Source organism: Virgibacillus carmonensis (assembly GCF_057836705.1).
Genome location: NZ_JBYQFJ010000006.1, coordinates 1 through 13,052 on the forward strand (window position 1 = coordinate 1; position 13,052 = coordinate 13,052).

Below are 13,052 nucleotides of genomic sequence, written 5' to 3' on the forward strand. Positions count from 1 at the left end.
CTCCAATGCATCAAGGAAATAATATATCTCCAATGCATCAAGGAAATAATATATCTCCAATGCATCAAGGAAATAATATATCCCCAATGCATCAAGGAAATAATATATCTCCAATGCATCAAGGAAATAATGTATCCCCGATGCATCAAGGAAATATATCTCCAATGCATATGCCGCCGCAAAAACATATGCCTCACAAGCAACATGGATGTGGTTGTGGATGTACAGGGGAAAAGCCGCCATTTCATCATTACCCGAGCAACATGAATATGTATGAAGAAAAACCACCTTATCAGCAATATGCTAAGAAAATGAATAAGAGTATGTATGACGAAATGCCAGAGATGGAAATGCCTAAAAAACCGAACCATAAATTTGATGATGACTGTAATGATATGGAGAACCAACATCATTATGAAGGATACAATCAATCATATCCTCAAATGGACAATAATAAAGGGTATGGCAATCCGCGTCCAGCTCCACCTGGATTTCAACCTTTCCCTACTGCGTCATTCAGAGATGATGAGGATGAAAATAATAACGAATAAGAAAAAAAGAGAGACGAGACGAATCCAATCAATCGTCTCTCTTTTTTGTGCGAATTTTTTCCAGAAATCATCAAAGAATGTTAATATAATAAATAAATTTATAGAAAAAAGGAGTTTTATGAATGGAAGAGATGGTAGACAAAATTGTCCAGTGGTTACGTGATCAAGTGAAAGAAGCAAATGTTGAAGGATTACTAGTAGGTGTTAGTGGTGGTCTGGATTCTGCAGTTGTTGCAAATTTGATTAAACGCGCAGTACCTGATCATTCCCTGGGTGTCATTATGCCCCTTGATAGTAGTCCAGATAGTGTGACACATGCTGAAAAGGTAATTGAAAAGTGTGGGATAGATAAGATTACGATTGATTTAACAGAAACACATAAAGTCATGTACACGCAAATTCAAGAAAATTTAAAACAAAAAGATGATTGGGTAGAGAGAAATGATCAATTATCGAATGCGAATCTCCGTGCACGGTTACGTATGGGCACGTCATATTCACTAGCAACGAATTACAATTATTTAGTGGTAGGTACTGATAACGCCTCTGAATGGTATACCGGATATTTCACTAAATATGGTGATGGTGGGGTTGATATCTTACCAATTATTGATTTTACCAAACAAGAAGTACGCGAAATGGCACGTGCCTTAGGTGTTCCAGACGAAATTGTCAATAAAAAACCAAGCGCAGATCTTTGGGAAGGTCAAACAGATGAGGCGGAAATGGGAACATCCTATGACAAAATTGATGCATTTTTAAAAGGGGAAGATATTCCCAAAAAGGACAAAGAAATCATCGAAGAAATGCATAGACGAACCGAACATAAACGTAAGGCTGCTAATCAATTTCGATTAACAAATTAAATAAAGATCTAGACAATCTAAAGGAATATATTCCTGTAATTAACTAGGGTAAAAAATACTTCTTTTAAACATGCTAAATGTGAAGGAGGTGTTTTTTGCATGAAACTCAGTTTTGTTGGCTTATTATTTATTGTGTTCGTGACTACAGGCTGTTCGAATGAGGGAAATAATGAAGCAAGTAATGAACAAATCCAATCACAACCAATACAATATGAAACAAAAGACGAACAAAATGAACGTCTTGGTACACGTGATCAGACAATAGGTGAAAAAGGCGGTTATCCTCAATCAGAGCAAAAGGAAATAAATAGGGGTGATAACACAGCTGGAAACAATACCGATACTTTTACAAATGAACAATCTAAGAAAATCGCAGACCATTTGATGAAACGACGTGATATTAAGGCAGCACAAGTAGCAATCACTGATGAAAGAATTGTCGTAGCACTAATGTTGAATGAACATACGGATCATGAAATTAGTGAAGACATTGAAAAAGAAGTTCGTACATTTGATCAAAATAAAACGATTGTTGTGTATACCGATGATATTTATTGGGATCGGATGAACAATTTAGAGGCTAGACTTAAGCAATCAAAATTTCCAAATGATCTAAAAGAAGACATGGAACGATTATTTAATCCTGATCGTGATCAATAATGTAAAAAACCTTTGTGATGCAGCAAAGGTTTTCTTGTTAAAGTCAATTTTATGTTTATATGGGGGTGAAAATTTGATATAGTTAAGAAAGAAACTTTCTAGAGAGGAGAATGTCCAAGTGGCTGGTCATTCTAAATGGAAGAATATTCAAAAGAGAAAGAATGCTCAAGATGCTAAAAAAGGTAAAGTTTTTATGCGTCATGCAAAAGACATATATACAGCTGCAAAGCAAGGTGGAGGAGACATTGCAACAAACGCTTCATTGCGCTTAGTGGTTGATAAAGCGAAGTCTGATAATATGCCAGGCGAGAATATCGAACGTGCTATTAAAAAAGCGACAGGAACACTTGATGGAGCGAGCTTTGAAGAAATTACATATGAGGGGTACGGACCAGGTGGAGTAGCTGTTATTGTTCATATTTTAACCGATAATAAAAACCGGACAGCAGCGGATATCCGTCATGCATTTAAGAAAAACAACGGAAACCTTGGAGAGAGTGGTTGTGTAGCTTTCATGTTTGATCGAAAAGGATACATTGTGATAGGAAATGAAGATGGTAATATTAGCGAAGATGATATTACACTTCAAGCAATTGAAGCTGGTGCAGAAGACATTGTCGTCGAAGAAGATGCCTATGAAATCTTTACTACTCCTGAGGATTTTGAAGATGTTCGTCAACATCTAAATGGATTGGAATATTCCATTTCTGACTCTGAAATAACTTTGATTCCACAAACATACAGTACGCTACCAGAAGAAGAGGAACAAAAAATGTTAAATCTGATTGATTCATTAGAAGATAACGAAGATGTTCAAGATATTCATCATAATTTGGAACTTAGCTAAAAACAAAAACTTCTATTCCTTATTGTGAATAGAAGTTTTTGTTTTATACACCGATAGAGTGTTGCTGTGCGCTCTATCGTCAGTTATGTTAAAATGGGTGAAGGACGTTATAGAGGAGAAGGATTATGATTGCATACATAAAGGGGAAAGTTACATATATTCAAGATGATTCAGTCATCATTGATGTGCAGGGGGTTGGGTATGAGATTTTATGTGCCAATCCTTTTGTTTTTCAAACTTCACTTAATGATGAGGCACTAATATTTACGCATCATCATGTACGAGAAGATGCACAAGTACTGTATGGCTTTAAAAATCAAGAACAAAAATCTCTCTTCACAAAACTCTTGCAAGTATCCGGCATTGGTCCAAAAGGTGCGCTTGCTATTTTAGGAACCGTTAATGTCAGTGATTTTGTTGCAGCCGTTGAACGAGAAGATGATAAATTTTTAACCAGTTTTCCAGGTGTTGGTAAAAAAACAGCACGTCAAGTTATCTTAGACTTAAAAGGGAAGCTTACTACCATGCTTTCTATTCCGCATGAATTACCTGACGATCAACCGGCGCAAAAGGGGTCTGTTGAAGGATTGTCTGAAGCCCAAGAAGCATTACGATCATTAGGATATTCAGAACGAGAAATCAAAGCGGTGATTCCGCAGTTACAAAAAGAAAATCTGTCTAATACTGATGAAATCATTCGAAAAGCTTTAGCGTTGTTAATGAAGAATTAGCAAAGGGGGGATAATAATGGAGGAACGCATGGTCACTGGTGAAATACAGGAAGAGGATTCTACTGTTGAACTTAGTCTTCGCCCCACAGCACTCAACCAATACATTGGTCAAAATAAAGTCAAAGAAAATCTACATATCTTTATTCAAGCAGCTAAGATGCGTGAGGAGCCGTTAGATCATGTTCTTTTATATGGGCCGCCGGGACTAGGGAAAACAACGCTAGCGGCTATCATAGCGAACGAGATGGGTGTGCAATTTCGGTCTACTTCTGGACCAGCGATTGAACGAGCCGGAGATTTAGCTGCTATACTTTCATCCTTAGAACCTGGGGATGTCCTGTTTATTGATGAAGTTCATAGGTTACCCCGATCAGTAGAAGAAGTGTTATATTCTGCAATGGAAGACTTTTTTCTTGATATCGTCATAGGAACTGGTCCAAGTGCGCGTTCCGTTAGGATTGATCTGCCACCTTTTACACTGGTAGGTGCAACGACAAGGGCTGGTTTGTTATCAGCCCCACTAAGAGATCGTTTTGGTGTATTAAGTAGACTAGAGTTTTACGAAGCAAAGGACTTGTGTTCTATAGTAGAGCGTACAGCGGAAATATTTCAAACAACTATATCTAAAGAATCCGCAGCAGAGGTTGCTAGGAGGGCAAGAGGAACTCCGCGAATCGCAAATCGATTGTTGAAAAGAATTCGTGATATCTCTCAGGTAAGGGGAGAGGTGGAAATTAGTCTATCAACAACAGAACTTGCATTGGAAATGCTTCAAGTCGATGATGTTGGTCTAGATCATATTGATCATAAGCTTCTGAAGGGTATAATTGATGGCTTTCAAGGTGGTCCTGTAGGATTGGATACAATAGCAGCTACAATCGGTGAAGAACCACAGACTATTGAAGACGTATATGAGCCATACTTATTACAAATAGGCTTTATTCAGCGTACACCAAGAGGAAGAGTGGTTACTCCAAAGGCTTATAACCATTTTGGAATAAAAGGACCTGAGTAGAATGAGTATGGGAAAATTATTTATTGTTCTAGGATTAGTTTTTATTAGTATTGGAGTTATATGGACACTTTTTGGTAAACTGCCGGGGGATATTAGTTTTAAAAAAGGCAATTTTTCCTTTCACTTTCCAATTATGACATCCATTGTAGTAAGTATAATACTGTCTATTATTTTATTTTTAATAGGAAAATTGAGGTAAGAAAGGGTAAGGCGTTGCAACATGGATATAAATGATTTCGATTTTGAATTACCAGAAAAGTTAATTGCACAAACACCCCTACTGAATCGAACTGCATCAAGACTATTGGTCATGAATCGTGAATCAAAGCGAATAGAACACAAGCACTTTCCTGACATAAAAAACTATCTTGAAAAAGGGGATTGTCTAGTTCTAAATGATACACGAGTTCTACCTGCACGTTTATATGGTATAAAAAATGATACAGGAGCAAAAGTGGAAGTATTACTTCTTCATCAACAAGAAGAAGATTGCTGGGAGGTTCTTGCTAAGCCTGCAAAGAAAATAAAAGTGGGTACTGAGCTAAGATTTGGCGATGGTAGGCTCCGGGCTATTTGTCTTGAAACAAGGGAACATGGTGGGCGGATACTGCAGTTTAGCTACGAGGGTATTTTTTATGAAGTATTAGATGAACTTGGAGAAATGCCCCTCCCTCCGTACATTAAGGAACAGCTACCTGAGAAAGAACGCTACCAAACTGTCTTTGCTAGGGAAGAAGGCTCGGCTGCTGCTCCTACCGCAGGCTTACATTTTACTAATGAATTATTAGATGAACTGAGGGATATGGGGGTAATCATTGCATTTATTACGTTACATGTGGGACTTGGAACATTCAGGCCTGTTAGTGTAGATAATATTGATGATCATACCATGCACTCCGAGTTTTATCATATGACAGAAGAAACAGCAGAAACACTGAAGACTGTTAAAAAAAATAAGGGAAGAATTATCTCAGTGGGTACAACCTCTACAAGAACAATTGAAACAATTGCACGTGACAATGAGGGCGAATTTATTGCTTCAAGCGGTTGGACGGACATATTCATTTATCCACCATATAACTTTCAAGCAATAGACGGCTTAATTACGAACTTTCATTTGCCAAAATCCACTTTAATTATGCTGGTAAGTGCCCTTGTGGACCGGGAGAGTGTACTACATGCATACAAGGAAGCTGTCAAAGAAGAATATCGCTTTTTTAGCTTTGGCGACGCCATGTTAATTTTACACTGAAACAAAATAAATATTTTTTAAGTAAACCTTTATAAGAAAGAGGAAGAATAAAATGGCTGCAATAACGTATGAATTAATAAAGACATGTAAACAAACTGGTGCCCGACTGGGTAAGGTGCACACCCCCCATGGTTCATTTGATACACCAATGTTTATGCCTGTGGGTACACTGGCAACGGTAAAGACAATGAGCCCAGAAGAATTAAAAGAAATAGAAGCAAAAATAATTCTTTCTAATACGTACCATTTGTGGCTTAGACCTGGTGAGGAGATTATCCAAGAGGCTGGAGGCTTGCATAAATTTATGAATTGGGACAGACCCATTCTGACGGATTCTGGTGGATTTCAGGTTTTTAGTTTAAGCAAAATTCGTGAAATCCAAGAAGAAGGCGTACATTTTAGAAATCACATCAGTGGTGAAAAATTATTTCTGTCACCAGAAAAAGCAATGCAAATTCAAAACGCTTTAGGTTCAGATATTATGATGGCGTTTGATGAATGCCCACCATATCCTGCATCCTTTGATTACATGAAATCATCGGTTGAACGTACATCAAGATGGGCAGAAAGGTGCCTAAAAGCACACCAAAACTCAACTAGTCAAGGGCTATTTGGTATTATCCAAGGTGGCGAATATGAAGAATTAAGGAAACAAAGCGCACAGGATCTTGCGTCACTCGACTTACCTGGTTATGCAATTGGTGGATTATCAGTTGGTGAACCAAAGGATATCATGAATCGGATGTTAGAGTATACGACCCCACTCATGCCATCCACTAAGCCACGTTATTTAATGGGGGTCGGTTCACCAGATTCATTGATCGATGGTTCGATTCGTGGGATTGACATGTTTGATTGTGTCCTACCTACACGTATTGCGCGAAATGGGACATGCATGACTTCAAATGGTCGTCTTGTTGTTCGCAATGCAAAATACGCAAAAGACTTTTCACCTATAGATGAAAATTGTGGTTGTCATGTTTGCAAAAATTACACTCGAGCTTATATCCGACATTTAATTAAATCTAAAGAAACATTCGGATTTAGGCTTACTACTTATCATAACCTTCATTTTCTGTTAAAATTAATGGAACAAGTACGAACAGCGATAAGCGAGGATCGACTTGGTGATTTTAAAGAAGCATTCTTTGAACAATATGGTTTGAATCAACCGAATGCAAAGAATTTTTAGAGGGGGGGGAACAAATTGGATACATTATATAGTTTACTTCCAATAATTTTAATGTTTGTCATTTTTTACTTCTTGTTAATTCGTCCGCAACAAAAACGTCAGAAACAAGTAAAGCAAATGCAATCAGATCTTAAAAAAGGTGATTCGATCATCACAATAGGCGGACTTCATGCTACCATCCATGCGATTGATGAGGCTACTGTTATTGTTGCAGCCGATGGAGTAAAGTTTACATATGATCGTTCTGCTATTCGTGAAGTTAGCAATTCAGTTGCTTCAGAATAATAGACACATAGTAAATGCTGAGCTAGCGTAGTACAAGCAAGAAATGGTCTTCATTTTTTGCTTGTTTCTACAACTGTACATAAAAAAAGAAGTTGATGCAAAATTTCGCATCAACTTCTTTTTTCTTTGCCTAAGAAACTATAAAATTTGTAATTGTGGATAACTGATCTAACTAGTCAGCCACGTCCAGCTCCCATTGCCTAGTGCCCTTCCGGCTCTTCCTTACGATAACAGTTCGACATAGTTGAACGTCCTTAATCGCTTACGCTCTTCGTTTTTCCTTTATCTCATAGAAAAAAGGAGGTTCGATTAAAACCGCCACAAAGCATGAGCAACATTGAACTACCCACGTTGCGTGGACACAGGCCATACGGCAATAACCGGACGCTTGCGCTTTTGTTTTATTCTTTACTTTCCCCAACTGCATTTACTCCAATTACTCCTCCAACAACCGCTACTAAAATGTACCCTAAATGATTGAGAGATTGTTCAATAGAAAATGTTTGTTCATATCCTAAATACTGTACCGCAAAGGTGAATAAAGTGAATCCTAGCCCAGTTAAGCCGCCAATTAACCAACCCTTTTGCTTGCTTTTTGTTCCAGCCACAATGCCTCCAATGAATAACGTAATTAATCCAACTACAAGAGTTACCCAGGAAAGAGTTGGTTCATTCAATGGTGTAAACTTGAGTAAAAGCGCTAAAACAATACTTGAAACAAAAATTAGTCCTAGGATAACTACCCAGCCATACGATAGTGCAATAAACTGTTGCTTCCTCATTATGTTTCCCCCTCTGTTTGTCCATTTACTGTCATTTTATTCATGTTTTATAAAAATAGACGAACAATATTTATTTAGCAGGGAACCATTTTGCGAAGAAAGGAATTTGTTTTAATTCTTCTTTTGTGATAAATCTTAATGCAAAAAGTAATGTTATATACACAAGCGTTAAGATGAGGAATATGCCCATAAGAATAAAGAGGTTAGGGTCCATTGATGCATAAGTATTTTTTAGAATACTTCCAACCCACCATGTTACCACTAACAGACCTATCATTTTGCTTAAATCTGAAATAGGGATAGAGAATTTAATTGCTTTTCTTAGAGCAGCTAAATGTAATAATGTTACTAACACAACGCCTATAACCATGGCTAGTGCGACCCCAGTAATTCCGAACTTGGGGCTTGAAGCAAGAACAAATAACGCAGTAAACTTAACAAATGCACCAATAAGGCTATTCCACATAGCTGGCTTTGCTAAGTCCAAAGCTTGCAAGGCAGCTTGAAGCGGAGCTTGTATATAGAGTAGGATGAAAAAAGGTGCCATTAAAACAAGAAAACTACTTGCGTGATCTGTCCCATACATATAAAGTAAAATAGGTGCTGCGAATAGTGACAACACGATAGTTGCCAGTGCACCGGATGCAAATGATATTCGAATAGATTGATGAATCCGGTAATGGATTAATTCTTTATTTCGATTTGCACCTGCTTCACTTATGGATGGCACTAGTGCAATGGCTAATGACTGGGTAATGAAGGTTGGTAAAAATAAAAGTGGCAATACATATCCTGTAAGCTCCCCGTACTGTTTAGTTGCTAGAGTACTTGCAATGCCAGCTATTGCTAGGCTTTGCGTTACGAGTATAGGTTCAATAAAATAGGATATGGATCCTACCATTTTGCTTCCTGTACTGGGTAAGGCTACAGAAAACAAGTCCGATAATGTGTTTTTGCTCGACTTTAAGTAACCAAAGAAACGATATCTAATTTTAAATACCTTTTTCCGTTTAAATACGTATATAATAAAACTCAAGGAAACAAGTTCACCAAGAATAACGCTAATCATTGCACCAGCAGCAGCAAATTCAATTCCATATGGAAGAAGTAACTTAACGAAAAGCGCTACACAGCTAATCCGTACAATTTGTTCAATGACCTGTGAGTAGCTTTGTGGTTTCATATCCTGAAGACCCTGAAAGTAACCTCGAATAACCGATGAGATAGCTACAATTGGTATAATTGGACTTAAAGCTAAGAGCGGATATATTGTTCGACTGTCTGTTAATAAAGATGTAGCAATAAGTGGAATTAGGAATATCAAAAGGATCATTGCAACTATGCTCGTACAACCAGTAATAATTAAAGATACAATCAATATTTTTTTAATTTCTTGTGGGTTATTTGCGGCATCCGCTTCAGCTACACGTTTGGAGATTGCAACGGGTAACCCAAGCTGGGTAATTGTGATAACTAAAAATAAAGTAGGAAGGGCCATCATGTACAACCCTACACCTTCTGATCCCATTAATCGGGCTACGACTATACGATTTATAAAACCCAACAAACGCGTTATCATACCAGCTATAATCAAAATGATCGTTCCTTGTAAAAATGTTTGTTTGGTCATAATGAAAACCCTGCCTTCTCAAATAATAAAATTTCATATACAATGATATATATGCAATGAATGTGTCCAAGCATGACAAAAGAAAGAATTAGGGCTATTGAATAAGATAGGGGGATATGTGTTGGAAATTGTACAGACTGTTAATGAGTGGAAAACACTAATGAAACCCGCTTTGGAAAGCAAGAAGAGTGAATTTCAGTTACTGGGTTATTCCCGGGCTTCAACTGAAGAAATTTGGAATTGTTTGGAACTAAAGGTTTGGAAGGGTAATCCTCCAAAACGCGTATATGAGGTTGTTCAAGATATTTTTCATCTTGCATCGAATATATATTTGAGCTATTTAACAGTTAAAGCATATGAAGATAATGATTTGATGGCATCCATTCAAGCGGTAACAAAAAAGAATGATAAGTAGATAAGATTAGTAATTGAATACATATGAAAGTGCTAGAGAGAAAAGGGAGGCAATTGGTAAATGAAAAATCGAAGTAAAATTGTTGCCTTTTTTCTAATCGTTATAATATTTGCTACAACGATTGGAACAACGGTTACTGGGATAACGAAAGATATTAATTTAGGTTTAGATCTTCAAGGTGGGTTTGAAGTATTGTACGAGGTAGATCCGGTTGAAGAGGGAAGAGGAGTAGATCGTGATCTACTAGAAGCAACTGTGCGAACATTAAACGAACGTGTAAATAGACTTGGTATTAGCGAAGCAAATATTAATATTGAAGGCGATGATCGGATACGTGTCCAACTAGCTGGAGTAGAGGATCAAACAGAAGCCCGCGAATTATTATCAACATCAGCTAGGTTATCTTTTAGGGATGTAAGTGATAAAGAATATTTGAATGGGTCTGACATTGCAGAAGGTAGCGCACAACAAGATTTCGATGCGCAAACAAATGCACCTATTGTTACATTACAATTAAAGGATGCGTCAAAGTTTGGCGAAGTTACAAGTGAAATTAAACAAATGCAAAATCCAGAAACACCCTATCAGGATAACCTGTTAGTTATTTGGATGGACTTCCAAGAAGATGATTCATTTGCAGAAGAATATAAAAAAGAGGATCCAAAATACATATCAGCCCCACAGGTATCAGAAACTTTGAATACAACAAATGTACAGATCTCAGGGGATTTCACTGTAGAATCCGCACAACGATTAGCTGATATTATTAATGCGGGATCATTACCTGTTAACTTGATTGAGAAGTATTCGACGTCAGTTGGAGCCCAATTTGGTGAACAAGCATTAAACAAAACGGTATTCGCAGGAATGATTGGTATCGGACTAATTTTCCTATTCATGATTGCTTACTATCGTTTCCCTGGTCTAATTGCTGTGATCAACTTAAGCATCTATATATATTTAATACTAGTTGTGTTTGAATTACTCAATGGTGTTTTAACATTACCTGGAATTGCTGCGTTAATCTTAGGAGTTGGTATGGCTGTTGATGCGAATGTTATTACCAACGAACGAATTAAAGAAGAGTTACGCGCAGGCAAATCAGTTTCAGCTGCTTTTAAAGCTGGGAATAAAAACTCGTTATCAACCATTTTTGATGCTAATATTACAACCATTTTAGCCGCATCAATTTTATTTATATTTGGGACAAGTTCCGTAAAAGGGTTTGCGACCATGTTAATTATAAGTATTTTGGTGAGTTTTGTTACAGCCGTCTATGGTTCAAGAATACTATTGGGATTATGGATAAAGAGTAAATTTCTACGCAACCGCCCAGGGTTATTTGGCGTTAAACAAAAAGATATAAAAGACATTAAAGATAAAACAGAGTATGAACCGAAAATATTCAATAGAGAAGTCAATACTGTAAAACACCGTAAAAAATTCTTTATTGCTTCAAGTGTAATGGTGATTCTCGGAGCCGTATCGTTACTTCTATTCCAATTGAATCCTGGAATTGATTTCACAAGTGGTTCACGTGTACAGGTTTTAGCGGAGGATAGCTTAACTACTGAAGAAGTTAAAGATAGTTTAGCTGAATTAAATCTAGAAGCAGAATCAGTAGTGTTGTCAGGAGACAACCAAGAGATTGCAGTTATTCGCTACGACACTGTCCTAGAAGAAGATCAAATAGCAGAAGTAAAGAATTACTTTATTGAAAAACATGGCAATGAACCGAATGTAAGTGTTGTATCCCCAATTGTTGGGGAAGAACTTGTTCAAAACGCCTTGTATGCAGTTGGGATTGCGATAATTGGAATGATTATTTATGTTGCCTTCCGATTTGAATTCTTTTTTGCAATAACCGCTATTATCGCACTAGTTCACGATGCATTTTTCGTATTGGCGATATTCAGTCTGTTCGGAATTGAATTTGATGTAACCATTGTAGCTGCAATATTAACAATCGTTGGTTATTCGATTAATGATACAATCGTAACATTTGACCGTATTAGAGAAAATTTAATTAAAAAGAAACGTGTGAAGTCGGCTAAGGAACTTGCTGTTATTGTAAACCGCAGTCTGGTTCAAACATTCACCCGTAGCATTAATACGACTCTTACAACAATGATTGCTGTTTTAGCGTTTCTGTTCTTAGGTGCCGAGCCTATTACCGGATTTGCCATTGCTCTTGCAGTAGGACTTATTGCGGGAACATATTCATCACTTTTCCTAGCATCACAATTGTGGTTGATATGGAGAAGTAAAATGATCAAAAAGAAGCCAGTAGTTTTCGAGAAAAAGAAACGTTCAGAAGGACCTCAAGTATAAGATAAAGAAACCCTTGTTGCCTAATTGTAACAAGGGTTTTATGATTAATAAGTAAAAAAAAGGGTATTTTATAAATATGAAGAGGAGGATACATAATGAGAGGTCAAACATATGTTATATTCGCCATTATTTTTGTTATTATTGTAGCTATTTTTGCCGTAATAAATGTTGATCCTGTTGAAGTGAATTATTTATTCGGTACAGGTGAAGCACCCCTGATTTTCGTTATATTGTTTTCGGTACTAATGGGTGGTATTATAACGGCTGCTGTTGGTATTGTTAAAGTATTTCGCTTACAACGTGAAAATAAAACGTTGCGGAAAGAAAATGAACAATTAAAGAACAATTCCACTTCAGTTCCACACGATACACAAAATGCATCTGCTATCACAAAGGAAGAAGTTGGAATAGAAGACAAAGAAGAAGATAAACAAGTCTAACAGGGATAACTAATTCTCATTGCGACCCTTGGTTCTCTTTTGTATAATAGGAAAG

Annotated in this window: 16 protein-coding genes; 13 read left to right on the forward strand and 3 right to left on the reverse strand. The window is 37.0% G+C overall.

The features are described from left to right. The coding region (locus AC3G7N_RS06275) for a hypothetical protein (protein ID WP_489421298.1) at positions 1-243 on the reverse strand (243 nt) is incomplete at its 3' end. Positions 244-263: 20 nt separating this feature from the next. Here AC3G7N_RS06275 and AC3G7N_RS06280 point away from each other — a divergent pair. The 10 genes from AC3G7N_RS06280 (at position 264) to yajC (ending at position 7,399) form a co-directional block, all read left to right on the forward strand. Next, entirely contained in the window at positions 264-551 is a 288-nt protein-coding gene (locus AC3G7N_RS06280) for a hypothetical protein (RefSeq protein WP_489421299.1), read from the forward strand. 122 nt (positions 552-673) lie between these two features. Continuing rightward, a complete protein-coding gene (nadE, locus tag AC3G7N_RS06285; protein WP_489421300.1) occupies positions 674-1,417 on the forward strand; it encodes an NAD(+) synthase in 744 nt (247 codons plus the stop codon). A gap of 99 nt (positions 1,418-1,516) precedes the next feature. Continuing rightward, positions 1,517-2,077, forward strand: a complete 561-nt coding sequence (locus AC3G7N_RS06290) for a YhcN/YlaJ family sporulation lipoprotein (RefSeq protein WP_489421301.1) — start codon at positions 1,517-1,519, stop codon at positions 2,075-2,077. A gap of 118 nt (positions 2,078-2,195) precedes the next feature. Then, positions 2,196-2,924: a YebC/PmpR family DNA-binding transcriptional regulator gene (locus tag AC3G7N_RS06295; RefSeq protein ID WP_489421302.1), complete on the forward strand. Its 729-nt coding sequence runs from the start codon at positions 2,196-2,198 to the stop codon at positions 2,922-2,924. 125 nt (positions 2,925-3,049) lie between these two features. Further along, complete coding sequence (gene ruvA / locus AC3G7N_RS06300; RefSeq protein WP_489421303.1) at positions 3,050-3,655, forward strand: Holliday junction branch migration protein RuvA; 606 nt, start codon at positions 3,050-3,052, stop codon at positions 3,653-3,655. Between the two features lie 16 nt (positions 3,656-3,671). Then, entirely contained in the window at positions 3,672-4,670 is a 999-nt protein-coding gene (gene ruvB / locus AC3G7N_RS06305; protein WP_489421304.1) for a Holliday junction branch migration DNA helicase RuvB, read from the forward strand. A 7-nt stretch (positions 4,671-4,677) separates the two neighbouring features. Further along, positions 4,678-4,869 carry a DUF2905 domain-containing protein gene (locus AC3G7N_RS06310; protein ID WP_489421305.1) on the forward strand — a complete coding sequence of 64 codons (192 nt, stop codon included), beginning with the start codon at positions 4,678-4,680 and terminating at the stop codon, positions 4,867-4,869. 21 nt (positions 4,870-4,890) lie between these two features. Further along, positions 4,891-5,922, forward strand: coding sequence for a tRNA preQ1(34) S-adenosylmethionine ribosyltransferase-isomerase QueA (gene queA / locus AC3G7N_RS06315; protein WP_489421306.1), 1,032 nt, complete (start codon positions 4,891-4,893; stop codon positions 5,920-5,922). 52 nt (positions 5,923-5,974) lie between these two features. Continuing rightward, complete coding sequence (gene tgt, locus AC3G7N_RS06320; RefSeq protein WP_489421307.1) at positions 5,975-7,114, forward strand: tRNA guanosine(34) transglycosylase Tgt; 1,140 nt, start codon at positions 5,975-5,977, stop codon at positions 7,112-7,114. A 15-nt stretch (positions 7,115-7,129) separates the two neighbouring features. Continuing rightward, positions 7,130-7,399, forward strand: coding sequence for a preprotein translocase subunit YajC (yajC, locus tag AC3G7N_RS06325; RefSeq protein ID WP_489421308.1), 270 nt, complete (start codon positions 7,130-7,132; stop codon positions 7,397-7,399). Positions 7,400-7,800: 401 nt separating this feature from the next. Here the strand turns inward: yajC and AC3G7N_RS06330 are convergent, their stop codons facing one another. Then, positions 7,801-8,181: a TIGR04086 family membrane protein gene (locus tag AC3G7N_RS06330; RefSeq protein ID WP_489421309.1), complete on the reverse strand. Its 381-nt coding sequence runs from the start codon at positions 8,179-8,181 to the stop codon at positions 7,801-7,803. Positions 8,182-8,251: 70 nt separating this feature from the next. Continuing rightward, on the reverse strand, positions 8,252-9,811 hold the full coding sequence (gene spoVB, locus AC3G7N_RS06335) for a stage V sporulation protein B (RefSeq protein ID WP_489421310.1): 1,560 nt from the start codon (positions 9,809-9,811) through the stop codon (positions 8,252-8,254). Between the two features lie 118 nt (positions 9,812-9,929). On the opposite strand from spoVB, the gene AC3G7N_RS06340 reads away from it, so the two are divergent. From AC3G7N_RS06340 to AC3G7N_RS06350, 3 genes are all read left to right on the forward strand, one after another. Continuing rightward, positions 9,930-10,226 (forward strand): post-transcriptional regulator, encoded by a 297-nt coding sequence (locus AC3G7N_RS06340; RefSeq protein WP_489421485.1) that lies wholly within the window; start codon positions 9,930-9,932, stop codon positions 10,224-10,226. Between the two features lie 60 nt (positions 10,227-10,286). Continuing rightward, a complete protein-coding gene (secDF, locus tag AC3G7N_RS06345; protein ID WP_489421311.1) occupies positions 10,287-12,557 on the forward strand; it encodes a protein translocase subunit SecDF in 2,271 nt (756 codons plus the stop codon). Between the two features lie 95 nt (positions 12,558-12,652). Next, positions 12,653-12,997, forward strand: coding sequence for a LapA family protein (locus AC3G7N_RS06350; RefSeq protein ID WP_489421312.1), 345 nt, complete (start codon positions 12,653-12,655; stop codon positions 12,995-12,997). Positions 12,998-13,052: the final 55 nt, after the last annotated feature.

Bases quoted from the DNA above. Each gene is read 5' to 3' on its own strand.
- AC3G7N_RS06280 (WP_489421299.1), top strand. From the start codon at position 264: ATGAATATGTATGAAGAAAAACCACCTTATCAGCAATATGCTAAGAAA.
- nadE (WP_489421300.1), top strand. From the start codon at position 674: ATGGAAGAGATGGTAGACAAAATTGTCCAGTGGTTACGTGATCAAGTG.
- AC3G7N_RS06290 (WP_489421301.1), top strand. From the start codon at position 1,517: ATGAAACTCAGTTTTGTTGGCTTATTATTTATTGTGTTCGTGACTACA.
- ruvA (WP_489421303.1), top strand. From the start codon at position 3,050: ATGATTGCATACATAAAGGGGAAAGTTACATATATTCAAGATGATTCA.
- ruvB (WP_489421304.1), top strand. From the start codon at position 3,672: ATGGAGGAACGCATGGTCACTGGTGAAATACAGGAAGAGGATTCTACT.
- AC3G7N_RS06310 (WP_489421305.1), top strand. From the start codon at position 4,678: ATGGGAAAATTATTTATTGTTCTAGGATTAGTTTTTATTAGTATTGGA.
- queA (WP_489421306.1), top strand. From the start codon at position 4,891: ATGGATATAAATGATTTCGATTTTGAATTACCAGAAAAGTTAATTGCA.
- tgt (WP_489421307.1), top strand. From the start codon at position 5,975: ATGGCTGCAATAACGTATGAATTAATAAAGACATGTAAACAAACTGGT.
- AC3G7N_RS06330 (WP_489421309.1), bottom strand. From the start codon at position 8,181: ATGAGGAAGCAACAGTTTATTGCACTATCGTATGGCTGGGTAGTTATC.
- spoVB (WP_489421310.1), bottom strand. From the start codon at position 9,811: ATGACCAAACAAACATTTTTACAAGGAACGATCATTTTGATTATAGCT.
- secDF (WP_489421311.1), top strand. From the start codon at position 10,287: ATGAAAAATCGAAGTAAAATTGTTGCCTTTTTTCTAATCGTTATAATA.
- AC3G7N_RS06350 (WP_489421312.1), top strand. From the start codon at position 12,653: ATGAGAGGTCAAACATATGTTATATTCGCCATTATTTTTGTTATTATT.